Source organism: Actinosynnema sp. ALI-1.44, assembly GCF_001984155.1.
Taxonomy (GTDB): domain Bacteria; phylum Actinomycetota; class Actinomycetes; order Mycobacteriales; family Pseudonocardiaceae; genus Kibdelosporangium.
The window spans coordinates 487,704-513,503 of record NZ_MTQO01000053.1; the positions used below are offsets into that span (position 1 = coordinate 487,704).

At 68.4% G+C, this 25,800-nt stretch carries 23 protein-coding genes; 11 read left to right on the top strand and 12 right to left on the bottom strand.

Translation table 11 applies throughout. The annotated features are described in order from the left end of the window. The first annotated feature begins 10 nt into the window (after positions 1 to 10). On the top strand, positions 11 to 1,444 hold the full coding sequence (gene purB / locus ALI144C_RS44235) for an adenylosuccinate lyase (protein WP_076993237.1): 1,434 nt from the start codon (positions 11 to 13) through the stop codon (positions 1,442 to 1,444). Positions 1,445 to 1,460: 16 nt separating this feature from the next. Further along, complete coding sequence (locus ALI144C_RS44240) at positions 1,461 to 2,270, top strand: MOSC domain-containing protein (RefSeq protein ID WP_076993238.1); 810 nt, start codon at positions 1,461 to 1,463, stop codon at positions 2,268 to 2,270. Here ALI144C_RS44240 and ALI144C_RS44245 read toward each other — a convergent pair. Further along, positions 2,267 to 3,535, bottom strand: coding sequence for a M14 family metallopeptidase (locus tag ALI144C_RS44245; protein ID WP_076993239.1), 1,269 nt, complete (start codon positions 3,533 to 3,535; stop codon positions 2,267 to 2,269). The two genes, ALI144C_RS44240 and ALI144C_RS44245, sit on opposite strands and share 4 nt — an antisense overlap. 206 nt (positions 3,536 to 3,741) lie before the next feature. On the opposite strand from ALI144C_RS44245, the gene ALI144C_RS44250 reads away from it, so the two are divergent. Together ALI144C_RS44250 and ALI144C_RS44255 are read left to right on the top strand one after the other, a co-directional pair. Then, a complete protein-coding gene (locus ALI144C_RS44250) occupies positions 3,742 to 4,473 on the top strand; it encodes an ATP-binding cassette domain-containing protein (RefSeq protein WP_269086740.1) in 732 nt (243 codons plus the stop codon). Next, positions 4,470 to 5,108, top strand: coding sequence for a hypothetical protein (locus ALI144C_RS44255; RefSeq protein WP_076993241.1), 639 nt, complete (start codon positions 4,470 to 4,472; stop codon positions 5,106 to 5,108). Before ALI144C_RS44250 ends, ALI144C_RS44255 begins: the two co-directional genes overlap by 4 nt. Here ALI144C_RS44255 and ALI144C_RS44260 read toward each other — a convergent pair. From ALI144C_RS44260 to ALI144C_RS44270, 3 genes are read right to left on the bottom strand one after another with little or no spacing between them, the layout of a single operon-like run. Next, the gene (locus ALI144C_RS44260; protein WP_076993737.1) at positions 5,105 to 5,914 is read right to left on the bottom strand and encodes an SAM hydrolase/SAM-dependent halogenase family protein; all 810 of its coding nucleotides are present in this window, start codon (positions 5,912 to 5,914) and stop codon (positions 5,105 to 5,107) included. The genes ALI144C_RS44255 and ALI144C_RS44260 overlap by 4 nt on opposite strands. A gap of 29 nt (positions 5,915 to 5,943) precedes the next feature. Then, positions 5,944 to 7,698 carry an ABC transporter ATP-binding protein gene (locus tag ALI144C_RS44265; protein ID WP_076993242.1) on the bottom strand — a complete coding sequence of 585 codons (1,755 nt, stop codon included), beginning with the start codon at positions 7,696 to 7,698 and terminating at the stop codon, positions 5,944 to 5,946. Continuing rightward, complete coding sequence (locus tag ALI144C_RS44270; RefSeq protein WP_237774608.1) at positions 7,695 to 9,173, bottom strand: ABC transporter ATP-binding protein; 1,479 nt, start codon at positions 9,171 to 9,173, stop codon at positions 7,695 to 7,697. Before ALI144C_RS44270 ends, ALI144C_RS44265 begins: the two co-directional genes overlap by 4 nt. A gap of 160 nt (positions 9,174 to 9,333) precedes the next feature. Here ALI144C_RS44270 and ALI144C_RS44275 point away from each other — a divergent pair, with 160 nt between their 5' ends. Next, positions 9,334 to 10,209, top strand: a complete 876-nt coding sequence (locus ALI144C_RS44275) for a phosphoribosylaminoimidazolesuccinocarboxamide synthase (protein WP_076993244.1) — start codon at positions 9,334 to 9,336, stop codon at positions 10,207 to 10,209. 86 nt (positions 10,210 to 10,295) lie between these two features. After that, positions 10,296 to 11,000 (top strand): DUF2334 domain-containing protein, encoded by a 705-nt coding sequence (locus tag ALI144C_RS44280; protein ID WP_076993245.1) that lies wholly within the window; start codon positions 10,296 to 10,298, stop codon positions 10,998 to 11,000. Here the strand turns inward: ALI144C_RS44280 and ALI144C_RS44285 are convergent. Continuing rightward, on the bottom strand, positions 10,952 to 11,587 hold the full coding sequence (locus ALI144C_RS44285) for an MBL fold metallo-hydrolase (protein WP_076993246.1): 636 nt from the start codon (positions 11,585 to 11,587) through the stop codon (positions 10,952 to 10,954). The genes ALI144C_RS44280 and ALI144C_RS44285 overlap by 49 nt on opposite strands. 157 nt (positions 11,588 to 11,744) lie before the next feature. Between ALI144C_RS44285 and ALI144C_RS44290 the strand changes: the two genes are divergently transcribed. Continuing rightward, positions 11,745 to 13,232, top strand: a complete 1,488-nt coding sequence (locus tag ALI144C_RS44290; RefSeq protein WP_076993247.1) for an aldehyde dehydrogenase family protein — start codon at positions 11,745 to 11,747, stop codon at positions 13,230 to 13,232. Positions 13,233 to 13,289: 57 nt separating this feature from the next. On the opposite strand, the gene purL is transcribed toward ALI144C_RS44290, so the two are convergent. Genes purL through purS form a run of 3 tightly spaced genes read right to left on the bottom strand, consistent with a single transcriptional unit; the run spans position 13,290 to position 16,485 of the window. After that, positions 13,290 to 15,575: a phosphoribosylformylglycinamidine synthase subunit PurL gene (purL, locus tag ALI144C_RS44295; protein WP_076993248.1), complete on the bottom strand. Its 2,286-nt coding sequence runs from the start codon at positions 15,573 to 15,575 to the stop codon at positions 13,290 to 13,292. Beyond that, complete coding sequence (purQ, locus tag ALI144C_RS44300; RefSeq protein ID WP_076993249.1) at positions 15,572 to 16,249, bottom strand: phosphoribosylformylglycinamidine synthase subunit PurQ; 678 nt, start codon at positions 16,247 to 16,249, stop codon at positions 15,572 to 15,574. Before purQ ends, purL begins: the two co-directional genes overlap by 4 nt. Next, on the bottom strand, positions 16,246 to 16,485 hold the full coding sequence (gene purS, locus ALI144C_RS44305; protein ID WP_054296090.1) for a phosphoribosylformylglycinamidine synthase subunit PurS: 240 nt from the start codon (positions 16,483 to 16,485) through the stop codon (positions 16,246 to 16,248). The genes purQ and purS overlap by 4 nt, the downstream gene beginning before the upstream one ends. 131 nt (positions 16,486 to 16,616) lie before the next feature. Between purS and ALI144C_RS44310 the strand changes: the two genes are divergently transcribed. Then, the gene (locus ALI144C_RS44310; RefSeq protein ID WP_076993250.1) at positions 16,617 to 17,582 is read left to right on the top strand and encodes an NAD-dependent epimerase/dehydratase family protein; all 966 of its coding nucleotides are present in this window, start codon (positions 16,617 to 16,619) and stop codon (positions 17,580 to 17,582) included. A 17-nt stretch (positions 17,583 to 17,599) separates the two neighbouring features. After that, positions 17,600 to 19,165: a GMC family oxidoreductase gene (locus ALI144C_RS44315; protein WP_076993251.1), complete on the top strand. Its 1,566-nt coding sequence runs from the start codon at positions 17,600 to 17,602 to the stop codon at positions 19,163 to 19,165. 4 nt (positions 19,166 to 19,169) lie between these two features. On the opposite strand, the gene ALI144C_RS44320 is transcribed toward ALI144C_RS44315, so the two are convergent. From ALI144C_RS44320 to ALI144C_RS44330, 3 genes are all read right to left on the bottom strand, one after another. Further along, complete coding sequence (locus ALI144C_RS44320) at positions 19,170 to 20,339, bottom strand: hypothetical protein (RefSeq protein WP_083753930.1); 1,170 nt, start codon at positions 20,337 to 20,339, stop codon at positions 19,170 to 19,172. 55 nt (positions 20,340 to 20,394) lie between these two features. Next, entirely contained in the window at positions 20,395 to 21,255 is an 861-nt protein-coding gene (locus tag ALI144C_RS44325; protein WP_076993739.1) for an aldo/keto reductase, read from the bottom strand. Positions 21,256 to 21,453: 198 nt separating this feature from the next. Next, entirely contained in the window at positions 21,454 to 22,290 is an 837-nt protein-coding gene (locus ALI144C_RS44330) for a lysozyme (protein WP_076993252.1), read from the bottom strand. A 225-nt stretch (positions 22,291 to 22,515) separates the two neighbouring features. On the opposite strand from ALI144C_RS44330, the gene ALI144C_RS44335 reads away from it, so the two are divergent. Next, complete coding sequence (locus ALI144C_RS44335) at positions 22,516 to 24,663, top strand: putative bifunctional diguanylate cyclase/phosphodiesterase (RefSeq protein WP_083754000.1); 2,148 nt, start codon at positions 22,516 to 22,518, stop codon at positions 24,661 to 24,663. On the opposite strand, the gene ALI144C_RS44340 is transcribed toward ALI144C_RS44335, so the two are convergent. Next, a complete protein-coding gene (locus ALI144C_RS44340; protein WP_143231225.1) occupies positions 24,664 to 25,215 on the bottom strand; it encodes a type VII secretion system-associated protein in 552 nt (183 codons plus the stop codon). It lies immediately after the preceding gene. Between the two features lie 261 nt (positions 25,216 to 25,476). Between ALI144C_RS44340 and ALI144C_RS44345 the strand changes: the two genes are divergently transcribed. Next, positions 25,477 to 25,797 (top strand): hypothetical protein, encoded by a 321-nt coding sequence (locus tag ALI144C_RS44345; protein ID WP_143231226.1) that lies wholly within the window; start codon positions 25,477 to 25,479, stop codon positions 25,795 to 25,797. The last annotated feature ends 3 nt before the right edge of the window (positions 25,798 to 25,800 follow it).

The window sequence follows — 25,800 nt, forward strand, 5'->3', positions numbered from 1 at the left end:
CATACCCTGTGTGACCGTGAAGCCGCGCATCCCGAACGTCCTCGCCAACCGCTACGCCTCGGTCGAGCTGGCCCAGCTGTGGTCGCCTGAGCACAAGGTGGTCCTGGAGCGCGAGCTGTGGCTCGCGGTCCTCAAAGCACAGTCCGAGCTGGGGATCGAGGTTCCCGACGGTGTCGTCGCGGACTACGAGCGGGTCGTCGGCGAGGTCGACCTCGCGTCGATCGCCGAGCGTGAGCGGGTCACGCGGCACGACGTGAAGGCGCGGATCGAGGAGTTCAACGCGCTGGCCGGGCACGAGCACGTGCACAAGGGCATGACGTCCCGTGACCTGACCGAGAACGTCGAGCAACTGCAGATCAAGCGGTCGCTCGAACTGATGGCGGCACGGACTTTGGCCGTGCTCGCGCGGTTGGCGCGGTTGGCCACCGAGCACACCGATCTGGTGATGGCGGGCCGTTCGCACAACGTCGCCGCGCAGGCGACGACGTTGGGCAAACGGTTCGCCACCGCCGCGGACGAGTTGCTTGTCGGGTTCGAGCGGCTCACGTCGCTGATCGAGCGGTACCCGTTGCGCGGTGTCAAGGGGCCGGTCGGCACGGCGCAGGACATGCTGGACCTGCTCGGCGGCAACGAGTCCACTCTGGACGAACTGGAGCGCGGGGTCGCCGAGCACCTGGGTTTCCAGCGCGTGTTCACCAGTGTCGGCCAGGTGTACCCCCGCTCGCTCGACTTCGACGTCGTGTCCACTTTGGTGCACCTGGCCGGTGCGCCGGGCAGCGTCGCCAAGACGATCCGGTTGATGGCCGGGCACGAACTGGTCACCGAGGGCTTCAAGCCCGGTCAGGTCGGCTCGTCGGCCATGCCGCACAAGATGAACACGCGCTCCTGCGAGCGGGTCAACGGGTTCGCGGTGATCCTGCGCGGCTACCTGTCGATGGTCGGCGAGTTGTCCGGCGACCAGTGGAACGAAGGCGACGTTTCGTGCTCGGTCGTGCGTCGGGTCGCGCTCCCGGACGCGTTCTTCGCGTTGGACGGCCTGTACCAGACGTTCCTGACCGTGCTCGACGAGTTCGGCGCGTACCCGGCCGTGATCGCTCGTGAGCTCGACCGGTACCTGCCTTTCCTCGCCACGACGAAGGTCCTGATGGCGTCCGTGCAGGCGGGGGTCGGCCGGGAAACCGCGCACGAGGCGATCAAGGAGCACGCCGTCGCGGTCGCGCTCGCCATGCGGGAGCAGGGCCAGGCCGACAACGACCTGCTTGCCCGGTTGGCCGCCGATGACCGGATTCCCCTGGAACGCTCCCAGCTGGACGCGCTGCTCGCCGACCGGCACTCGTTCACCGGAGTGGCCGACAGCCAGGTCCGCGCGGTTGTGAAGCGTGTCTCAGAAGTGCTCGAGAACTACCCGGAGGCCGCGGGTTACGCTCCCGCGCCGATCCTCTAGCGGTTAACTTGGAGGCATGGGGCGTGTCGTCGAGCTGATCCGGTACATCGTCAAAGGCTGCGCCGGCGAGTCGCTCCAGCGCAGCGCTGCCGGCCCGATGGGCCTGGCCGACGACAGGCTGTACATGGTCGTCGACCAGAACGGCAAGTTCATCACCCAGCGCACCATGGCGAAGATGGCCCTGGTGCGGCCGAGCCTCGGCGACGGGACGATCAAGCTCGCCGCGCCCGGGTTCGACGACGCCGAGTTCGACGTGGTCCACGACGGCGAGCAGCTCGAGGTCGTGCTGCACAAGTGGACCGGCAAAGCCGTCGACCAGGGCACTGGACCCGCCGAGTGGTTCTCGCGGTTCATGGGCGAGCCGGTTCGGCTGGTGCGGGTGCCGCCGGACCTCGAGCGGCACTCCAACGGCGTGGTCGGCGGCCTCGTCGGGTTCGCCGACGCCGACGCGCTGCACGTGATCGGCGAGTCCTCGCTCGCGCACCTCAACAGCCGGATCACCGGCAGCGGCGGGCAGGCCCTGCCGATGAACCGGTTCCGGCCGAACGTGGTGGTCAGCGGCTGGGAGGAGCCGTACACCGAGGACCGCGTGCAGACCATGACCATCGGCGCGGTGGAGGTCGGCTGGGAGAAGAACGCGATCCGGTGTGTGGTCCCGACCGTCGACCAGGCGACCGGCCAGCGGGCTGGCCACGAGCCGACCAGGACGCTGGCCGGTTACCGGCGGGTGGAAGGCGGGGTCACCTTCGGTGCCAAGTTCGCCGTGCTCACCGCGGGCGAACTGGCCGTCGGCGACCCCGTCTCCGTCACCTCGTGGCTTGACTAGCAGGTGCCGCCGATGATGCGCGGCGGGCAGTCGCTGTAGCTGAGGAACAGCGAGACCGCGCGGTCGTTGCGTGTGGTCTCGCGGACGATGACCTCGTCAGGCGGGTAGAAGCCGCCGCCGCCGGACCGCGGGTACATCTCGAACGTGTAGCTCCAGATCTTGTGCACGCCCCACATCCAGTCGTTGACCGAGCCATCGGTGACGTACAGGTCACTGGACTGTTGCGGTGTGTAGCCGTTGGTCTGGGCCATCTGCGTGCCGAGCGTGCGGAACGTGCGCTCCTGGGCGGCGTCGAGGCCTGGAGCGGTGTTGTTGTAGGTGTAGCCGTACGGCCACAGCACCAGCTCCGAGTAGGTGTGCCAGTCGATGTGCGTCTTGATCTGTTGCACACCGCCGACCACGCGCGAGGTCACGAAGTCACGCAGCCGCTGGGTCTCCGGCGCCGAGAACGCCGACGGGCCGCGATAGGTCTCGCTGGCGGTCGACCCGCTCGAACCGCCGCAGCAGCCCCACTGGAAGCCCCAGTTGCGGTTCAGGTCGGTGCCCACGTTGGCCGAGCCGGCGTTGGGCTGGCGGTTCTTGCGCCACGACCGGTACGAGCCGGAGGCGATGTCGTACTCCGAGCCGTCCGGGTTGACGCTCGTGACGATCCAGATCTCCTTGCTGTTCACCTCGTTGGTGATGGCTGTGTCGGTGCCGTAACCGTCGGTGTACCGGTTGGCGATCCGCAGGCACATCTCCGGCGTCAGGTGCTCACGGGCGTGTTGCTGGCACGTGAACAGGACCTCGGGCTCGTTCTCGTCGGTCGCCACGTTGTCGCTGATCTTCAGCAGCCACAGATCACGGTTCTGGTAGCTCTTGCCGATGCTCGACAGCGTCGCGATCTGCGGGTGGTCCGCGACGATCTTGCGCAGCTCCGAGGTCTGTTCGGCGTAGTTGTGGTACATCGAGTCGGCAGGCGGGAAGTCCAGCGTCGTCGCCTGCGGGGTCAGCCGGAATCCCGCGTTCCGCAGCGCCTTCGCCTGGCTCTCGGTGGCCGCGAAGGTGAGCGTGCCGCTGTCGGTTCCGTGGATGTCGACGCCGAACCGGCTGATCGCGGTGCGGGACACCGGTGTCGTGTTGTCGACGGTGTAGACCGTGGTCGCCTGGTTCTGGGCGACGGCGGCCGTGCTCTGGTCGGGCTGCGCCGATGCCGTGAGCGGCAGGGGCAGCAGGATGGCAGCGCCAAGCGCCGCCGCGGCCACCAGACCGCGACGAGACCTCATGGGCTCTCCTTTGTGAACTTGCGTGCAGGGTGTCTCGTAGCCTGGGTCGGCTCACCGAGCGTGCGCAAGACGCAACCGCGCGATTACCCACGTACGGCCGAAGGGGTGAAGCCCTTTGGCGGCGAACCGATCGTCGGTTCCGGCAATATGGGAACGTGACAGTGGTTCAGCAAGTTCGAAAACGCTACTCGCGCAACGGCCCGTGGGTGCTCGACGGGATCGATCTAGCTGTGGAACCAGGGCTTATGACCGTCATCGTCGCTGGTAATGGCATCGGCAAGTCCACATTGCTCCGGATCGTCGCCGGTGCGTCGGTGCCGACCAGCGGCACGGTCATCGGCAGACCGCGCACGGTCGGGTACGTTCCCGAACGCGCACCGGCGGCGATCCGGATGACCGCGCGCCAGTACCTCGCACACATCGGGCGGATGCGCGGCCTGTCACCGGGGGAAACCAACGCCCGCACGAACGAACTGGCGGAGCGGCTGCGGCTGGTGCCGGGGCCGGACGTGCCGATCGCCGCGCTGTCCAAGGGAAACGGCCAGAAGGTCGCGGTCATGCAGGCGTTCCTGAAACACCCGGATCTGCTCGTGGTGGACGAACCCGCGACCGGCCTCGACGCGCCCGCGCGCGCCGAGCTCACCGCGCTGATGGCACAGGCCGAACAGGACGGTGCCCGGATCCTGTTGAGCGTTCACGAAAGCGCGGTGCCCAACGGCCGCATGTACCGCCTGCGTGACGGCAAGCTCGAGCCGGAAGCGTTGCGGGGTATGCGAGTCTCGTTGCGACCGACGCGATCCGGTTTGCGTGCTGGTGACCTGGGGGCCGAGGTCCTGCTGGAGGAACCAGGTCGTGTCGTCGTGCGCACCGACGACGCGGACAAACTCCTGCTCACCGCGTTGGCCGACGGCTGGTCGCTGATCGAGGCGGTGTCATGAGCCCATTGGTCCGCTATCTCGCCGCGGATGTGCTGCGCGGTCAGCGTTGGGCCGCGCCGATGTTGGCGTACCTGGCGATTCTGATGATCATCGGTCCACCGACCGGTCCGGTGCTGCCGACGTACGCGATGGCGTCCGCGGCGCTCGTGCCGATCGGGCTGTGGATCACCATCGTGGTGATGCACAACGAGGAGCCGATGCAGGCGGCGATCACGATGTCGATCAACGGCGGTTTCCGCCGGGTGTGGCTGGCCAAGGTCGGCACCGCACTGCTGTGCACGGGCGTGCTCGGCGTGGCCGGGCTGGTCTGGCTCACCGCGACCTCCGGTCAGGTCGCGCAGATGGGCGTGGGCGCGGTGGACTTCGCGATGACGACGCTGGCCGGGGTCGCGTTCGGCACGGTGATCAGCCGCCCGGTGCTGGCCAAGCTCGGCTGGACGATCGTGCTCGGGGTCGGGATCTGCTTCGCCCAGCTGTTCGTCCGCCAGGCGCCGCCGGTGAACGCCCTGATCGACCTGTACGCGGGCGACCACCCGGGCCCGGCCGGAACGGTGTTCCTGATCGCCGCCGAGTCGGTCGTGCTGTCGGTCGTGGTCATCGCACTGGCCCACGCGCTGGCGAAACGCCGTGTCTAACGTCGTATCTCGGCGATCGGGTCGCGCTGGCCGACCATCAACAGCGACGACGCGAACCCCTGGTTGACCGCGATCGCCACGTGCCCGGCCGAGTCGACGAACACCAGCGCCTCGCCGGGCTCGACGTCGTCGAAGGTGCGGCCGATCGTGGCGTCCACGGTGTGCATCCCGATCTGCACCTGCACGGACGCGCCCGGCAGCAGCAGCCCGGTCGCGATGATGTCGCGGACCTGCGCGGCCAGTTGGATGTTGCCGAAGTGGTCGACCGAGAGCACGTCGGAGCGCAGCCGCTGGCTGCCGACCACGACCTTCGGCTCGGCCAGCTGCACCAGCGTCGCCGGGTCGATCTCCGGCCCGAAGTCCGACGGCTGCACACCGAGCGTCAGGTACGCGGCGGCGGGCGCGAAGATGTCCCGGCCGTGGAACGTGTGCGACACCGAGGGAAGGCGGTACTCCTCGGCCACGAGCTCGTAGACCGCCTGCGGGCCGCCGAGCGCGCTCGCCGCCGGCACCATCAGCCCGTTGTCCGGCCCGACGAACACGCCTTCCTCGGTGACGATGAGAATCCCGCGGCGGCCGGTGCCGACTCCCGGATCCACCACGGCGACGTGCACCGAAGGCGGCAGGAACGGGACGACTTGGGCGAGGATGGTCGCGCCGCGCCGCACATCCTGCGGCGGCACGGCGTGTGACACGTCGATGACCTGCGCTTTCGGTGCTTTCTGGGCGATGACGCCTCTGCACGCGGCCACGAAGCCGTCAGCCAGCCCATAGTCGGTGGTCAGCGAAACCCAGTCGAAGGCCATGCGCATTGATACCTTGTTCCTGTGACCTTCTAACGCATGGCTCCCCGTTTCTCGCCCGAGAAGCTGCCGACCAGGCTCGCGTACGAGCCCCGAGCGGCCATCAGCTCGTCGTGATTGCCCAGCTCGACGATGCGTCCGCCGTCCATCACCGCGATCCGGTCGGCGTCCCTGGCTGTCGAGAGCCTATGCGCGATGGCGATCACTGTCCGGCCGGACAGTACAGCGTTCAACGACCTCTCCAGTCTGCCGGACGCCGACGAGTCCAGAAGGGACGTGGCCTCGTCGAGGACGAGCGTGTGCGGGTCGGCGATCACCAAGCGGGCCAAGGCGATCTGCTGCACCATCGCCGGTGCGACGGCTTCACCACCGGAGCCGACCACCGTGTCCAGGCCGTCCGGCAGCGCCTTCGCCCAGTCGGCCGCGTCCACTGTGCGCAGTGCATCCCACAGCTCGTCGTCCGTCGCCGCACGAGGCAGCGTCAGGTTCTCCCTGAGCGTCCCGCCGAACACGTGCTGCTCCTGCGTCACCAGAACGATCTCGTTGCGGCGCTTGGCCAACGGCAACGCCGTGACCTCCACGCCGCCGATGGTCACCGAACCCGAGTCGGGTGCGTTGATCCCGGCCAGCAACCGGCCGAGCGTCGACTTGCCCGCACCGGACGGACCGACGACGACCAGCCGCTCACCCTCCACGATGTCCAGGTTGATGCCGTGCAGCACCTCGCGGCCCGGGCTGTACGCGAACTTCGCGTCCCGCACGGTGATGGCCGTGCCCTTCGGCGTCGCGGACTCGTCGCCGGGATCCGGCATGATCTGCTGCACGCCGAGGATCCGGCGCAACGCGGCATTGCCGACCTGCAACTCGTCCATCCAGGTCAGCGCGCCGTTCAACGGCTCGACCAGCGCCCGCGCGTACAGCACGACCGCGGTGATCGCACCGATCCCCGCGATGCCCTCCGCGTAGGCGATGCCACCGATCAGCAGGATCGCGGCGAGCGGCAGGATGAACGCGACATCCAGCCCGCCGAGGAACCACGCCCACAACCGGCTGCAGTACCACTCGACGCCGACAGCCTTGTCCAGGTTGCGGTCGTTGAGCCGCAACCGCCGCTCGCGCAGCCGCAACGCCTCGACCGTGCGCCCGCCGTCGGCCGTCTCGTGTGTGCTGGAGTGCACCTCGGCCCAGTTCGCCAGCGCTTCCTCGTACTTCGGGATCACCCTGGGCCGGTACCAGCGCGTCGCCACGACCAGTACCGGAACGGCCACCAGCATGCCGAGAGCGACGACCGGTGACGTGATGAACATGGCCACCGCTGTCAACGCCACCGTCACGGTCGCGATGGTGATCTCCGGCGCTGCCTGCCGCAGGCCCTCGTCCAGCTTGTCCACGTCGGAGGTGGCCCGGCTGAGCAGGTCGCCCGTACCGGCCGACTCCACCGTGGACAGCGGGAGCCGGACGACGTGCTCGACCATGCCCTCACGGGCCTCGGCGAGCAGCCGCTCACCGAACACGGCCGCCCGGAACTGGGCCTGTCTGCGCAGCACCGCGTGCACGACGAGCACACCGACGAAGATCAGCGCGACCACGTCGATGTGCGTCGTCGTGGTGCCTCCGGACACCGAGTCGACCAGGTTGCCCAGCAGTTGCGGGCCGACCAGGCCGACCAGGGTGGCCGCGCCGAACAGCGACATCATCCCGAGGAACGACTTCTTGTTCTTCGACGCGACCGACCAGATCCACGCGCGGACAGCGCGCTTGTCCGCCAAGGGGAGTGTTGTCTTCATGGGGTGTGCACCTCGTCCGCCACTCGCGTCCACAACGGACTCTGACTGAACACGACGGTCGTCCGGCCCCGGCGCAGTTCGGCCACCCGCTGGGTGATCCTCGCCTCGGTGTGGGCGTCGACCGCCGATGTCGGTTCGTCGAGCACGAGCACGTCCGCGTCGAAGCTCAGCGCACGCGCCAGCAGCATCCGCTGCCGCTGGCCACCGGACAGCGTCCGGCCGCGTTCGGCGAGGAACTCCTGTGTGCCGTGTTCGAGGCCGTCGACGACGTCCATCGCGTCGGCGGCCCACAACGCGGTGTCCAGTTCCACGGACCCGCCCATGTCGACCTCGTCGGCGAGCTTGCCCGAGAACAACACGTCCTGGTTGTGCGCCACCAGGATCCGGTCCCTGACCTCCTCGATGTCGGCTTCCCGCAGCGGGACGTCGCCCGCGAGGACGGCCGCGTCGACGTACCGGCCGAGCCGGTCGGCGAACGCCCCCGACCCGGTGGTGGCCACCACGGTCAGCTTCCCCGCGGCGAACGTGAGCCCCGATGTGTCGTCGTGCAGCCCGAAAGCGCCTGGCGGCAACGGCTTCGGGTGCTCGGGGGACTCGAACGCCGGTCGCATGGCCAGGATCGTGCACGCCCGCTTGGCCGCGACCATGCTCTCGTTGTAGTGGTGCACCGCCTCGGCGGCGACGCCGACCGGGATCACCAGGAACGCCGACAGGCCGTAGAACGCGACCAGTTCGCCGATCGTGATCGTGCCGTCGAGCGCCAGCCGCGCACCGAGCCACAGCACCAGGATGGTCACCAGACCCGGCAACAGGATCTCGATTCCCGACAACCAGGAGTCGATCCTCGCGGCGTTCACACCGGCCCTGCGCACGCGCTGGCTGGTTTCGGTGAACCGCGCGGTGAACTGCTTCTCACCGCCGATGCCACGCAGGATCCGCAGGCCGGACACGATGTCCGAGGCCATCGACGTGGCCGCGCCCACCTCGTCCCGGTGCTTCTCGGTCCGTTCACGCAACGGTCCGAGCAGGGGAACCAGGCCCAATGTCGCCAACGGCACGCCGACGAGGACGATGAGGCCGAGCAGCTGTGAGCTGGACAGCACAGCCACAGCGGCGATGACGAACGAGACGAGGCCACCGGTCAGCCGTCCGATGACCTCCAGCGCGCCACCGATGCTGTAGATGTCCGACGACCCGATCGCGACGATCTCACCGGTCTTGATCTTCGACGGCAACGCCGCCCCGACACGGGTGGCGTGCTGCATGACGGCTCTCTGCATCAGCGCGGCACCGTTGAGCCACGCCTTGTCGCCCGCGCGCGTCAGCATCAACGTGCTGAAGGCGGACAGTGCACCGAGTGCGAGCAGCACACCTGCCCACATGAGCAGGGCGCCGGTGTCCCGAGGGGCGATGCCCTCGTCGATCGCCGCACCGATGACCAATGGGGTCAGCGTCAGCGGCCCCATCCACAACATGCCGAATACCATCGACGCGAGCAGCGCACGCGGCGACGAGCGGATCACCCACCACAGGAACCGCAGCGGGGACCGCGAATCTGGGGTGAGTCAATAGTTGTGCATGTCGCGCAAGCTACCGGGGCACGTGTGACCACCGCTACGCAATTATGCTCTTGCTGTGCCTTCGCTGACTGAGTATCCGCAGGTAGCCGCCGGGAAGATTCGCGAGCTGTACGCGGTGGACGACGATCACCTGCTGCTGGTCGCCTCGGACAAGATCTCGGCGTACGACTACGTGCTGCCGACGACGATCCCGGACAAGGGCCGGGTGCTCACCGCGATGAGCGTGTTCTGGTTCGGCCTGCTCGACGGCCCGAACCACCTCGTGGCGTGGGACGACCCGCGGATCCCCGAGGAGGTGCGCGGCCGTGCGCTGCTCGTGCGCCGGTTGACGATGCAGCCGGTCGAGTGCGTCGCCCGCGGCTACCTGACCGGGTCCGGCCTGGTCGACTACCGCAAGACCGGTGGGGTCTGCGGCGTCGCGCTGCCGCCTGGCCTGGTGGAGGCCTCCCAGCTGCCGGAGCCGATCTTCACGCCCACGACCAAGGCCGAGGTCGGCCAGCACGACGAGGCGATCGACTTCGACGCGGTCCGCGCCGCCGTCGGCGACGAACTCGCCGTGCGGCTGCGCGACACCACGCTGGCCACGTACGCGCAGGCGGCGGAGCACGCGCTGAGCCGGGGCATGATCCTCGCGGACACCAAGTTCGAGTTCGGCATCGACGAATCGGGCGAGCTGGTGCTCGGCGACGAGGTGCTGACGCCGGATTCGTCCCGGTTCTGGGCGGTCGACGGCTATGAACCGGGTAAGGTGCAACCCGCGTTCGACAAGCAGATCGTGCGCGACTGGCTCACCTCGCCCGCGTCCGGCTGGGACCGTGCGTCCGGTGACCTGCCGCCCGAGCTGCCCGCGGCGGTCGTCGAGGCGACGAGGTCCCGGTACGTCGAGGCGTACGAGCGGGTCTCCGGTAAGTCCTTTGCGGACTGGATCTGATCACTCCTTCGTGATTTCACGACAATGGCGTCGGTTCGTTACCCGCACGACAAGCCGGCGCCATTCTCGTGGGGCGTCATGGTGATGTGTCCGCACGCCTGGTGGTCTCCCTGTCCGGAATCGGGATCCGGACCCTGCACCGCTGCGCCGAACTCGCTGGAGAGCTGGACCTTCGGGGGGTCTCGCTCTCGCTGTTGTTCGCACCGCGGCTGGCAGGGGCGGGGCAGCACAAAGTGGTGGTGGACTGGGTGCGGCAGCGGCGCGTTCGGGGGGACGCGCTGCTGCTGCACGGCTTCGACCTCACCGACGCGCCACGCAGGCGCGCCGAGTTCGGTTCGCTGCCCGCGCACGAGGCCGGTCTGCGCCTGACCGCCGCCCGTAGGCTGATGGGCAGGCACGACCTCGAAGTCGACGCCTTCGCCCCGCCGCAGTGGGCGGTGTCGCCCGGCACGTTGACCGCGTTGCGGCGAAACGAGTTCGCCCTGTGCGCGGACGCCACGAAGATCTACGACCTGCGCACCGACGCCGTCCACAAGGGACGAGTGCACGGCCTGGCCGCGAACGAGCGCGTGGAGACGTGGTCCTGCTTCGCGTTGGTGCTCAGCGTCGCGCGGGCGGCCCGGCGCGGCGGTCTGGTCCGGCTGTCGGTCGACGCGGCCGACCTGGCCAAACCGGGGCCACGGCGGGCGATTCTCGACGCGATCGACATCGCCACCCACCACGGCGCCGAGTCGTCGACGTATCAGACGGCTGTCGTCTCCCCGGGGGTGAGCACGCGGACCTCGGTCTGACTGGGGCCGAGTTCGGCGAACCTGCCGTAGTACATCTGCGGCACGCTGACCACGGCCTCGTGGATCGGGATGGCCACGCGTGCCTTCATGATCCGCAGGAAGTCGACTGCCTCGGACAGCTTCTGCCACGGCGCCGCGGTCGGCATGGCGAGCACGTCGACGGCCTGGTCGGGGCGGTGGAACGAGTCGCCGGGGTGGTAGAAGGCGCCGTCGTCGAGCACGTAGCCGACGTTCGGCGGCACCGGGACCTCGGGGTGGATGATCGCGTGGTTGCCACCGACCGCGTTCACCTGGGTGCGGCCGATCTGGAAGCGCTCACCGGGTTTCACGGTCCGCGCGGCCAGACCGACGTCGACGACGTCCCGCGCCGACGCCGGGTCCACGATCAGCTGCGCCTTCGGGTTGGCCTTCATCAGCTCGACCAAGCGCGGCACGTCGAGGTGGTCGGGGTGCTGGTGGGTGATCAGGACCGCGTCGAGGTGCCGGACTTCCTCGAAGCCCTTCGAGAAGGTGCCGGGGTCGAACAGCAGTCGTTCCGAGCCGCTCTCGGCCAGCACACACGAGTGTCCGAAATGGACGAATTGCATCCGCGTTCCTCTCAGCTCGAACTCGACACAAGTTCATCCCCCCGTGCACTGCGGTTGTAGTCGACACTACGCCCGGCGCGTTCGCCGTGGTCACTGGCCGTCGCCAAGGAGGCTACCGTCGAGTAACCTCGGCGGTAGCCAACCAGGAGGCGCCCTCATGACCACCGTCGAGCACAAAGTCGAGACGTTCGACTCGTTGAACCCGGCCACCGACGAGATCGTCGGGACGTACCCCGTGCACACGGCGCAGGACGTGGCCGACGCCGTTGCCAGGGCGCGCAACGCGTCCGCGTGGTGGCAGTCCCTCGGGTTCGCCGGTCGCACGGAACGCCTGCAGCGCTGGAAGGGCACCATGACCCGGCGCGCGCCCCAGTTGGCCGAGGTGGTCCACCAGGAGACCGGAAAGCCGCACGCGGACGCGATGCTCGAGATCATCCTGGCCATCGACCACACCGCGTGGGTCGCGAAGAACGCACGCAAGGTACTCGGCCCCAAGCGCCGCTCCTCCGGGTTGCTGATGGCCAACCAGGCCGCGACGGTGGAGTACCAGCCGCTGGGCGTGGTCGGCGTGATCGGCCCGTGGAACTACCCGGTCTTCACGCCGATGGGCTCGATCGTCTACGCGCTGGCGGCGGGCAACGCGGTCGTCTTCAAGCCGAGCGAGTACACCCCCGGCGTGGGCAAGTGGCTGGTGGACAGCTTCGCCGAGGCGGTGCCGGAGCACCCGGTGTTCCAGCTGATCACGGGCTTCGGCGCGACCGGTGCGGCGCTGTGCCGGTCGGGCGTCGACAAGGTGGCCTTCACCGGCTCGGCGGCAACGGGCCGCAAGATCATGGCGGCCTGCGCGGAAAACCTGACCCCGGTGCTGATCGAAGCGGGCGGCAAGGACGCGCTGCTGGTGGACGAGGACGCGGACGTCGAGGCGGCGGCGGACGCGGCGGTCTGGGGCGGCATGTCGAACGCGGGCCAGACCTGCGTGGGCGTCGAGCGCGTCTACGTGCACGAGAAGGTCTACGACGCCTTCGTGGCCGCGACAGTCGCGAAAGCCAAGGGCGTGCGCGCGGGCGGTGACGCCGACGCCCAGATCGGCCCGATCACGATGCCCGCCCAACTCGACATCATCCGCAAGCACATCTCGGACGCGATCGCCCGAGGCGGAAAAGCCCTCGTCGGCGGGGTCGACGCGGTCGGCGACCGCTTCGTGCAGCCGACGGTCCTGGTGGACGTCCCCGAGGACTCGGTGGCAGTGCGCGAGGAGACCTTCGGCCCGACACTGACCATCGCGAAGGTGAAGGACATGGAGGAGGCGGTGGCGAAGGCCAACGACTCCCGCTACGGCCTCGGCGCGACCGTGTTCGCCAAGCGCCGCGGCATGGAACTGGCCCGCCGCCTGCGCTCGGGCATGACCGCGGTGAACTCGGTGATCAGCTTCGCGGGCATCCCCTCCCTGCCGTTCGGCGGGGTGGGCGACTCGGGCTTCGGCCGGATCCACGGAGAGGACGGCCTGAAGGAGTTCACCCGCGCCAAGGCGATCGCCCGCCAACGCTTCCGCGCCCCGATCACCTTGACAACCTTCACCCGCACGGAGAAAACCGACGCGACCGTCGCGAAGCTCATCACGCTCCTGCACGGCAAACGCAAGTAGCAACCCTCGTGAGTGTTTTGGCCGGTCAGAACCCGGCCAAAACACTCACGAGGTCTTTCAGTGGAACAGGGCGGGCAGGGTGCCCTGCCAGGCGTTGGCCAGTTCTTCCAGTGCGAAGGTGGCGACGTCCTGGATCTCCAGTGCCTTCGACTCCGGGTCCACCACGCCGAGCTTGCGCCACGGCATCGAGCGGGCCGTGAGCATGTCGGTGAACCGCAGCTCCTCCGTGCGCGGCACCGCGACGATCACACGACCGGTCGACTCGGAGAACAGCTGCACGAACGGGTCCTGCTCGCTGTCGAGGAAGATCCGCGCCCCGGTCTGGCCGATCAGGCACGCCTCCACGATCGCCTGCGCCAGACCGCCTTCGGCCAGGTCGTGGGCCGCGGAGACCATGCCGTCGCGGGAGCCCGCGCGCAGGATCTCCGCGAGGAGCATCTCGTGCGCCAGGTCCACCTTGGGCGGCAGGCCGCTCAGCGACCCGTGCACGACGTGCGCCCATTCCGAGCCGCCGAACTCGTCGGACGTCGTTCCCAGCAGCAGCAACGTCTCGCCTGCTTCGGCGCCGATGCCCGTCGGGATGCGCCTGCGCACGTCGTCGATCACGCCGAGCACGCCGACCACCGGGGTCGGCAGGATCGCCGTCGAGCCGGTCTGGTTGTAGAAGCTGACGTTTCCGCCGGTCACCGGGATGCCCAGCTCGACGCAGCCGTCCGCGAGGCCGCGTACCGCCTGCTCGAACTGCCACATCACACCGGGGTCCTCCGGCGAGCCGAAGTTGAGACAGTTGGTCACGGCCACCGGGGTCGCGCCGCTCACGGCGACGTTCCGGTACGCCTCGGCCAGCGCGAGCTGAGCCCCGGTGTACGGGTCGAGCTTGCAGTAGCGGCCGTTGCAGTCGACGGAGAGCGCGACGCCACGGCCGCTTTCCTCGTCGATCCGGATCATGCCCGAGTCCGACGGCTGCGACAGCACGGTGCCGCCGCGCACGTACCGGTCGTACTGGTCGGTCACCCAGCCGCGGGACGACAGGTTGTGCGACCCGGCCATCCGCAGCACCAGATCACGCAGGTCCGAAGTGGACGGGCGGGGCAGCTCGATCGGCTGCTGCAACGAGTCCTGCTCGGCCGGGCGCGCCACGGGGCGGTTGTACACCGGGCCCTCGTGTGCCACCGTGCGCGGCGGGACGTCCACCACGACCTCGTCGTGCCACGTGATCACGAGACGACCGGTCTCGGTCACCTCGCCGATCTCGGTCGCGGTCACGTCCCACTTCGCGCACACCCGCATGAAGGCGTCCACATCGGACGGTTTGACGACCGCGCACATCCGCTCCTGCGATTCGCTCGACAGGATCTCGGCCGGGGTCATCCCTTTGGCGCGCAACGGAACCCTGTCCAGGTTCACGTGCATACCGCCGTCGCCGGCGCTGGCCAGCTCGGACGTCGCGCACGAGAGCCCGGCGCCGCCGAGGTCCTGGATGCCGACCACGATGCCCTCGCGGAACAGCTCGAGGCAGCACTCGATCAGCACCTTCTCCATGAACGGGTCGCCGACCTGCACCGACGGCAGCTTCTTGCGCCCCGCCGTGGTCTCGTCGCCGGAGAACGTGTCGGACGCGAGCACCGACACGCCGCCGATGCCGTCGAGCCCGGTCCGCGCCCCGAACAGGATGATCTTGTTGCCGGTCCCGGACGCGTGCGCCAGGTGCAGGTCCTCGACCCGCATCGCACCCACGCACAACGCGTTGACCAGGGGGTTGCCCAGGTAGGTCGAGTCGAAGACGACCTCGCCGCCGATGTTGGGCAGGCCGAGGCAGTTGCCGTAGCCGCCGACACCGGCCACCACGCCCGGCAGCACCCGGCGGGTGTCCGGGGCGTCGGCCGGGCCGAACCGCAGCGAGTCCATCACGGCCAGCGGCCGCGCGCCCATCGCCATGATGTCGCGCACGATCCCGCCGACCCCGGTCGCGGCGCCCTGGTAAGGCTCCACGTAGGACGGGTGGTTGTGGCTCTCGACCTTGAAGGTGACGGCCCAGCCGTCGCCGATGTCGACCACACCGGCGTTCTCGCCGATGCCCGCGAGCATCTTCGAGCGCATCTGCTCGGTGGTGGTCTTGCCGAAGTACGACAGGTGCACCTTGGACGACTTGTAGGAGCAGTGCTCGCTCCACATCACCGAGTACATCGCGAGCTCGGCGTCGGTGGGCCTGCGGCCGAGGATCTCCCTGATCCGCTGGTACTCGTCGTCCTTCAGGCCCAGTTCGCGGTACGGCTGGGCGGTCTCCGGAGTGGCTTCCGCGTGCTTGACAGTGTCCGTGTTGTCTGCCTTGTTGGCTGTCATGCCTTCACCAGTGCGTCGATGGCGGAAAAGAACATTCCCAGCCCGTCGTCCGACGGTCCGGTCAGCGCGTCGATGGCGTGCTCGGGGTGCGGCATCAGGCCGACCACCCGGCCACGCGCGTCGGTGATCCCGGCGATGTCGTTGAGCGACCCGTTCGGGTTGCCGCCGACGTACCGGAACACCACGCGACCCTCGCCCTCCAGCTCGGCCAGGGTGTCGCGCTCGGCGACGTAACCGCCCTCCCCGGACTTCAGCGGGACCAGGATCTCCGCGCCCTTGTCGTACCGGGTGCTCCAGGCGGTCGAGGTGTTCTCCACCTTCAGCCACTGGTCACGGCAGACGAAGTGCAGTTCGTGGTTGCGCACCAGCGCGCCCGGCAGCAGCCCGGCCTCGCACAGGATCTGGAAACCGTTGCAGATCCCCAGGATCGGCATGCCCTTCGCGGCGGCCTCGATCACCGGGCCCATCACCGGGGCGAACCGGGCGATCGCGCCGCAGCGCAGGTAGTCGCCGTAGGAGAAGCCGCCGGGCACGATCACCGCGTCGACACCACGCAGGTCGGCGTCGGCGTGCCAGAGCGGCACGGCCTCGGCGCCCGCGTACTTCGCGGCTCGGGCGGCGTCCTGGTCGTCGAGCGTTCCAGGGAAGGTGATGACACCGATCTTCGCTGTCATGCGTCGAGCCTCCGGACGGTGAAGTCCTCGATCACGGTGTTGGCGAGCAGATCGGCGGCGATCTTGGTGAGCGTCTCGTCGTCGACCGAGTCGTCCACCTCCAGCTCGAAGCGCTTGCCTTGGCGAACCTCGGTCACACCCTGGAAACCGAGACGGGGCAGTGCTTTGGCCACCGCCTGTCCCTGTGGGTCGAGAATCTCCGGCTTGGGCATTACGTCGACGACGACACGGGCCACGGTCGTTTGCTCCCATTGTCAAGAACATCACAGCGGGTCACGATGGACGGGGGAAGCCTACCTGACCTGGGAGTTTCGCTCTGCGCGAGCAGGCTGGCGGAGCGGGCGGGGTGACGGCGAGTATCGATGACATGCGACTTCTCGTTCTGGGTGGGACGGCTTTCCTCGGCCGCGCGATCGCCGCGGCGGCTGTCAGGCGCGGGCACGACGTGACCTGCGCGGCAAGGGGGAGCTCGGGTGACGCACCCGCCCCGTTGATCAAGCTCGACCGGGACGATCCGGACGGCCTGGCCCCGCTGCGCGGCGAGCGGTTCGACGCCGTGGTGGACGTGGCGAAAATCTCCTATCCGCACGTCCGCAGGGCCGTCGACGAGATCGAGGCGGGCCACTGGACGTTCGTCTCCTCGATCAGCGCGTACGAGCAGTTCCGCACCGGCGGGGTCGACGACCCGGTCTTCGACCCGGTGTACGAACAGGGCACGGCGCAGACCATGGACAGCTACGGCGCCATCAAGGTGGCCAGCGAGAACGCGGTCCGGGACGTCTACGGGGAGAACGCGTTCATCGTCCGCGCGGGCCTGATCACCGGACGTGGTGACGTCAGCGACCGCTTCGGCTACTGGCCCGCCCGGCTGTCCGGCGACGGCCAGGCCGTCGTACCGGACGCGCCGGACCAGGCCACGCACCACGTGGACGTCGAGGACCTGGCGGCCTGGGTCGTCGGCGGCGCCGAGCGCCGTGTCGGCGGCACGTTCAACGCCAGCGGCCTGCCGGTCCCGCTCGGTGAACTGCTCGCCAGGATCAAGGCGGCCGTCGGCGGGGACGCCGAGATCGTGCCGGTCGGCGAGCAGCAGCTCATCGACCTGGAGGTCGGCTGGTGGTCCGGGCCCCGGTCGCTGCCGCTGTGGATCCCGAACGGTCACATCATCGGCGCGAACTGGGACGTGCGGCCCGCGATCGACGCCGGGCTGAAGTTCCGTTCGGTCGAGGAGGCCGCGTTGAGCGCGCTGGAGCACGAGCGTGAGCTGGGGCTGGCACGCCCGCGCAAGGCGGGGCTCACCCGTGGGGAGGAAGCTCACATTCTCGGTGCGGTCTGAATGGCAGTATCTGGTGAATGCGCGAGACTTTCGACTACATCGTGGTAGGCGCCGGTAGCGCGGGTTGTGTGCTGGCCAATCGGCTGACCGAGGATCCCGGTGTCCGGGTGTTGCTGCTGGAGGCAGGCGGCGAGGACACCGCGGACGAGATCCGCATCCCCGCTGCGTTCGCCAATCTGTTCAAGACCAAGTGGGACTGGAACTACGAGACGGTCGAACAGAAGTACATGGGCGACCGCACGTCGTACTGGCCGCGGATGAAAGCACTCGGCGGCTGCTCGTCGATGAACGCGATGATCTACATCCGCGGCAACCGCGCCGACTACGACGCCTGGCGTGACGAGCACGGCGCGACCGGCTGGGGCTGGGACGACGTGTTGCCGTACTTCGTCCGCGCGGAACACAACACGCGCCTCGGTGGGCCGCTGCACGGCGGCGACGGCCCGTTGTTCGTCGAAGATCGCCGCTACACGCACGAACTGTCCAGCGCATGGGTCCAGGCCGCGGTCGCCTGGGGCATGAAACCGACGGACGACTTCAACGGCGCCGACCAGGAAGGCGCGGGGCAATACCAGGTGACGTGCCACAACGGCCGCCGCTGGTCGACAGCGGACGCGTACCTGCGGCCGATCCTGGACAGGCCGAACCTGACCGTGCGCACGAACGCGCAGGCCACCAAGGTCGTGCTGGAGTCGACCAGGGCCGTTGGTGTCGAGTACGTGCACAAAGGCGCGGTCAAGACAACCTACGTCGACCGTGAGGTCGTGTTGTCCGGCGGCGCGATCAACTCGCCGCAGCTGTTGATGCTGTCCGGCATCGGACCGGCGGAACACCTGCGGGAGGTGGGAATCGACGTCGTCGTCGGCATCGACCAGGTCGGCGAGAACCTGCACGACCACCCGGCGGCCGCGATCATCTACAGCACCCGCGAGACGACCGACCTGATCGACTACGTCACCCCGGGCCGCCTGGTGCAGTGGCAGCTGGCCGGCCGCGGCCCGCTGGCGTCGAACATCGGCGAGGCAGGCGGTTTCATCCCGACCAGCGACGACCTGCCCGCACCGGACATGCAGTTCATCGTCGCGCCGACCTTCTTCTACGACAACGGGATGCACGAGCCGCCCGGCCGCGGCTTCACCGCCGCCGCGGTGCACGTCGCGCCCAAGAGCCGGGGCAGACTGCGGCTGCGGTCAGGCAATCCCCTATGGCGCCCGGAGATCGACCCGGCGTACTACACCGACCCGTCGGACATGGCGGTGATGATCGCCGGAATCCGGATGCAGCAGGAGATCTGCGAGCGGCCGGCGATCGCGCGGTACCTCGGTGCGCCGTACAAACCGGAGTCGCTGGAGTTGACCGACGCCGAACTGGCCGACCACGTCCGGGACGTGACCCAGACCCTCTACCACCCGGTCGGCACGTGTTCGATCGGCACGGTCGTCGACCCGACGCTGAAGGTCAACGGTGTCGAAGGACTGCGCGTCGCGGACGCGTCGGTGATGCCGATGGTGCCGCGCGGCAACACCAACGCCCCGTCGATCATGGTCGGCGAGAAAGCCGCGGACCTCCTGAAAGGCTCGTGAGTGTTTACGTGCGGATCAGGCCCGTTCCGTCGTCCTGGTGGTCGACGATCCAGCCTTCGGGCAGGTCGTTCTTCATCTCCAGCGACACGGTCATGCCGTAGGTCTCGGCGGACGACGCGACCGCCGACGACATGTCGATCCCGCCGCGGAACGTGCTGTGGTTGAGGTCGATCGGCTGCGCGAACTTGCTGCCCCGCAACACGACCTTGCCGTCGAACGTCGCCTGCGCCAGCTTGGTGACACCGTCGAACTTGGACTGCTTGAGGTCGACGAGCTGGTCGGCCTCGAAGTTGGCGAACCAGGCGCGCTTGTGGAACGTGGTGCCGGGCGCGATGAACTTGCCCCAGCTGTGCGCCGCGGTGAACCACGCGTCGCCGAAAATCTCCATGTTGCCGAATGCGTTGGCCTCATACAGGTTCACCGACCGCGCGGTGAGCTGGCCGACCACGCGCTCGGAGATGTCGAAGTACTCCAGCGTGGCGCCGGTCAGGTCGAGGTCGTACGTCGGTGCCCGGCCGTCGCCGCTTTCCGGCAGCAGTTCGCCGATCAGCCGCTGCGCGGTCAGCCTGACCTGGCGCTCGCGGTCGGCGTCCACCGACTCCTCCACGGCCTCGTCCGCGCCGCGCAGCCGGGCGTAGTGCGCGTGGTCGAACGGCCTGCGCAGATATGCGCACAGCACGTCGAGCACGGTTTGCGTGTACTCCGAGCGGCTACGGGCGAGCCCGGCGAGTGCGTGCATCGCGCCTACCCTGACCTGGTCGGCCTCGTCGCCGAGCAGTTCGATCGACCTCGCGAAGCGCTCGTCGGTGGATCGCTCGCGGTCGTGCTGCATCCGCTGGGTTTCCATCTGCTGACGGGCCTGCTCCAGGGTGTGCCGCTGGTCCTCGAGGTCGTGCCTGCGGCGTTCGATGTCCTGGCGGTCCTCGTCGATCCTGCGGCGCTGGTCGCTGAGCCACAGCGCGTACAGCGCCACGACGGCGGCGGCCGCGAGACCGCCCGTCCGGAAGGCCTCGCTGAGCGTCGACCCGCCGTCGAGCAGGATCCACCCCGAGACGGTCGCCGCCAGGCCGACAGCTCCGGTGACAGTGGCGACGAGTGCGCGTGCCTGCTGGGCGAACACCACCCCGCTGCCGATCAGGAGCAACAAGCCGACGATGAGCAAGGCCAGATGCATCCGCACATTTTGGAGGCATCCGGCCCTGGCCGGTAGGGCCGGATGCAGCAGTTGCTCAGGACTTGTCCAACTGCGCGAGTTCGCCTTCCGTCAGCGCGAGGTCGACGGCCGCGGCCGAGTCCTGGATGCTGGCTGGCCGCGACGAGCCGGGGATCGGGATCACGTGCGGTGACTTGGCGAGCATCCACGCCAGGCAGACGCGCTGCGGGCTGACCCCGTGCGCCGCGCCGACCTCGGCGAACTTGGCGAACCGCGATCCGAGCTCACCGGCTTTGCTGATGCCGCCGAGCGGACTCCACGGCAGGAACGCGATGCCCATCTCGTGGCACAGCTCCAGCTCCGGCTCGCTCGACCGGAACGACGGCGAGAACTGGTTCTGCACCGCGACGAGCCTGCCGCCGAGGATCTCGTTGGCCTGCTTGATCTCCGCCGGGTTGAAGTTCGAGATGCCGGCGTACTGGATCTTGCCTTCGTCCAGCAGGTCGCGCAGCGCGCCGCACGACTCGGCGATCGGCACAGCCGGGTCCGGACGGTGGAACTGGTACAGCCCGATCGTCTCGACGCCGAGGCGCTTCAGCGACGCCTCGCAGGCCTGCTTGATGTACTCGGCCGAGCCGTTGAGCGCCCATCCGCCGCCGGGGGTGCGGGTGTGCCCGCCCTTGGTGGCGATCAGCACGTTGGACGTGTCACCGCCGTACGAGGCGACGGCGTTGGCGATCAGCGTCTCGTTGTGCCCGAAATCGCTGTCGTCGAGGCTGTACGCGTCGGCCGTGTCGATGAAGGTGATGCCCGCGTCCAGCGCCGCGTGGATCGTGGCCGTCGCCTGCTGCTCGTCCGGTTTGCCCTCGATCGACAGCGGCATGCCGCCCATGCCGATCGCGCTGACCTGCGTGTCGCCGATACGACGGGTCCGCATGGAAGTTCTCTCCTTCTGCCGTTCGCTGCGTGCGCTTCCAGCCTGCGCCCGCTGTGTCGATCTGGCCAACCGGACTGCGCGCCACTGTGCGAACTGGGCAGAGGATTGTTTGTGGGTTTCCAACAAGGTGGCCGAAATGGCCAGCGCCGCGGCGACCGTGCTGCTCGACGCGGTCGCCGCGGCCACGGGTGGTCGTGGTCAGCCGTTCGCCAGTGCCTGCAGGCGGTCGTAGGCGCCGTTGAACTGGTTCTGGTCGATCGGGCTCGACGAGTACTGCCAGATCGTGTAGAAGCCCCACGCGTAAGGCAAAGTGCCGACGGATGAGGCGTACCTGGCCACCCACAAGGGGCTCGTCGACGAGAAGTCGCCACTGACGCACTGCGACCACCAGCTGGTGCTCGTGTAGATCACCGGCCAGCGGCTCGTGCGGGCGTGGTACCGGTCGCTGAAGGACTTGATCCAGCCGGTCATGGCCGACTTGGACAGTCCGTAACAGGTCGCGCCGTTGGGGTTGTACTCCATGTCCAGCGCGCCGGGCAGCGTCTTGCCGTCACGCGACCAGCCGCCACCGTTGTTGACGAAGTAGTCCGCCTGCGCCGCACCGCTCGACGTGGCCGGCTGGGCGAAGTGGTACGAACCGCGGATCATGCCGACGTTGTAGGAACCGTTGTACTGCTGGGCGAAGTACGGGTTTCGGTACCCGGTTCCCTCGGTGGCCTTGACGTAGGCGAACCGCTTGCCCTGACCCCACCAGTACGCCCAGTCCACATTGCCCTGCCAGCCGCTGACGTCGATGCCGTAGACGACGGCTTGCACGCCGACGTCCCGCGGCACCAGCACCATCTGCTGGTTGCCCTCGTGCTTGGCGATCTGGGAGCCCATCGGGTGGTCGTTCTCGGCGACGTACCGATCGATCTGATCAACTGCCGGCTCCGGCTGGGCGCTGGCAGGTAACGCGCCGAACAGGAGAACGGAGGCGGACACCACTGCGGTCAGCATGCGGCGGCGGCCCCTTGGGATTGCAGGGATCTTCATGGGGATGCCCTTTCCTTGCCCTCGCTGGACGGCTTACTGAAAGTAGCCGCCTGAGTCAGGATTGTGAGCCCATAACTACCCATTTGTCACGCTTTGGTGTGAAAGAATCACTAGGGTTAACCAACTTGACAGTTGCGGGGCTGAGTACGTTGCTGTTCAAAGCCGGTAAGGTTTGCCTCGGCCGGCCAGTTGGATCGATCGTGCGAGTGCCGAAGGGTGTGGACGGTGGAAAGCCCGAGCTGGCCCGCGGCCGAGGGGGCGGGCGGGTGTGAGAGGTTCGCCAGGCGCTGGGCTGCGGCCGTCCGGAACACCAGTTATGTCGCGCTGGAGACTGAGGAGATCGTCGAGCGGCTGACCGAGTTCGGCAAGGTTCTCGTCGACGCGGCGAACGCGGACGTCTACCCGCACCAGACCGTCGAGTGGATCGGGATCGAGCTCGTCCGCATGCGGTTCTCGGAAACGGAATCCCTCGCCTCGTCCATCCGGGTGATCGGCGACGGCCTGCTCGCGCTGTCCGACTCGTCCGAACGGGCGATGAAGCGGCTGCCGCACATTCTCGCTTCGCTCGTGACTGGGTTCAACGAGGCGATCAGCGAACGAAACCTGGAAGATCAACAGCCCGAATCGGTGCGCGCGGCGGTGATGGACGCACGCCGCGGTGCACACGCGGCGTTGCGGGCGAGCGAGGCCCGGTTCCAGGCGGTCTTCCACGAAGCGGCCGTCGGCATCGGCATCTGCGACATGCGCGGCAACATGATCGACGCGAACCGGGCGCTGTCCGATCTGCTCGGAATGCCGCTGTCCGAACTGCGCACGATGAACATCGAGGAGTTCTTCGAGAAGGACATGCCCGCCAAGCTGCGCGAGGAGTACGACGAAGCGCTGGCGGGCCTGCGGGACAACTACCAGGTGGAGCGGCGGTTCCGGCGCCGCGACGGCGTGACGCTCCGGACGAACCTGAAGGTGTCGGTCGTCCGCGACGAATCGGGCCGCCCGCAGTACCTGGTCGGGATGATCGAGGACATCACCGAGCGGCACACCCTGCAGCGCAGGCTGCGTCACGAGGCCACGCACGACCCGCTGACCGGCCTGCCGAACCGCGCGTTGTTCCAGGAGCGGCTGAACGAGGTCTTCGCCACCGGCGGGCAGACCAGGGTGGGCCTCTGCTACCTGGACGTCGACGGGTTCAAGGTGATCAACGACAGCCTCGGCCACGACGTGGGCGACCAGTTGCTCGTCGCGGTCGGCGCCCGCCTCGGTGTGCTGGTGGACGGTCCGGACCGGATGGTCGCGCGGATGGGCGGCGACGAGTTCGTGGTGCTGGTCCAGGACTGCGAGTCCATGAAGGACCTGACGGTCCTGGCGGAGAAGATCCTGTCGGCACTGCGCGAGCCGGTGCGCATCGGCGGCCACGACCTGACGGTGTCCGCGAGCATCGGGATCGTCGAACGCCCCTGCGAGGGCACGACACCGGCGGACACCATGCGAGACGCGGACGTGACGCTCTACTGGGCCAAATCGGACGGGAAAGACCAGTACGCCTGCTTCGACCCGGAACGCAACGCGCACGAGGTGGCCCGCTTTACCCTGTCGGCGCGGATGCCCGCGGCACTGGAACGCGAAGAGTTCTACGTGCACTACCAGCCGATCGTCCGCCTGCCGGACGGCGAGCTGCACGGCGTGGAGGCCCTGGTCCGCTGGCGGCACCCGGAATTCGGCGCGCTGGGTCCGGACCGCTTCATCGGACTGGCCGAGGAGACCGGACTGATCGTCCCGCTGGGACGCTGGGTGCTGAGGACAGCCTGCGTGCAGGCGAAGCAGTGGTGGGACAGGTTCGGCGACAACGCGCCGTACGTGAGCGTGAACCTGGCGGTTCGTCAGTGCCGCGATCCCGGCCTGGTCGACGACATCCGCAAGATCCTCGCGGAAACCGGCCTACCGGCCCACCGCGTGCAGCTGGAGCTGACCGAGAGCGCCATCATGGGCGCGACCGGCGAACCGCTGGAAATGCTCCGCACCCTGGTGGACCTGGGTCTGACGATAGCGATCGACGACTTCGGCACGGGCTACTCGAACCTGGCGTACCTGCGCGTCCTGCCGGTCAGGACGCTGAAGATCGCGGGCTCCTTCCTCGAAGGCCTCCGCGACCCGGGCAACGCGAGCCTGGTGGACACCCAGATCGTCCGAACCCTGGTCTCACTGGCCCACCTGCTGGGCCTGACGGTGACAGCGGAAGGCGTCGAGACGACCGAGCAGGCGGATCGACTGCGCAGAATCGGCGCGGACTGCGCCCAGGGCTGGCTCTACGCGAAGTCGGGCCCACCGGAGGACATCGAGAAGTGGCTCACGGCGGCGACCGCGGGCCAGCGCTGATCAGGCTGGTACCCGGGCGGCGAGCAACTCGGCAGGCACGATCGCGCTGAGCGGTCCGACCGGGTTGACCAGCAGCGGGAAGCCGTTCAACAACGGCGCCAGATCCCGTCCGGTGATCACGCGCCACCCTGGCCACGCGGCGGGTACGTGCTCGGAAGCGGTGCACACGGGCACGAACACGCGGCCATCCGAATCCGGGAAGCCGATCACGTCCCGGTCCTCCGACGACGCCGCGTACAGCAGCAACGAGGCGTCCAGCAGCAGTGCGGGCAGTGTGGCCGCCTCCTGGTGCCCTGTGTTGATCAGCTGCAGCACCTCGTCGACGGTGCTTGGCGGCGTGGGCATGCGCAGGGCCTGGGGGGATGGCCGGTAGCGGTCGTTCGGGTGGAAGTTGTCCTCTATCTCGCCGCTGGCGTCGACCGGGTATGCGCCGACCACGCCCCATGGCGGGACGTCGGCTTCGGATTCGAACAGCGGATCGATCACGTACAGCCATGTGTTCGGGTTACTCTTCGCGCTCGCCCGCATCTCAGGCGTGATGTCCGGCGGCATTCGGCGATCGTAGGTCCAGTTCCGGCCACGGAGCGGAGTGGGGTTCGGTACGGTGCTCGTGGCGTCACGGAGTGCCTCGCTGTGCGTCACGAACCCGTTGCGCAAAAAGTTGTGAGGTTGGGGGAACCACTCCCAGACCGCATACATCAGAGCTACAGTCGTCGCAAACACACAGGCAGATCAGGGAGACGCGCCGTGTTGATAGCTGATGGTGGGGGGTCGTCGGCACCGAACCCCATGGGATCGGGATCGTCGCACACAGTGAAGATCAACCCGCCCGCGATTCCGGGTGCCCGTGACGCGTTCCACGAGGCCGCGCAGAAGATCGACGAGCTGGTCAGCGTGCTCAAGGGCATGAAGACACCCGCATGGGCGCAGGACCCGGTCAGCAAGACGACCGCGGTCCGGTTCGACGCGGGCACCGGCGACACCGGCCGGATCGCCGCCATCCAGGCGCTGACCAAGTACGGCCAGGAGCTGCGCAACTCCGGTGACGCGTTGAACGAGGCCTACGAGCGCTATGTGCGTGTCGAGGGCACCAACACCGACCGGTGGCGTGGCAAGGGCCCGCAGGACGACTGAGGG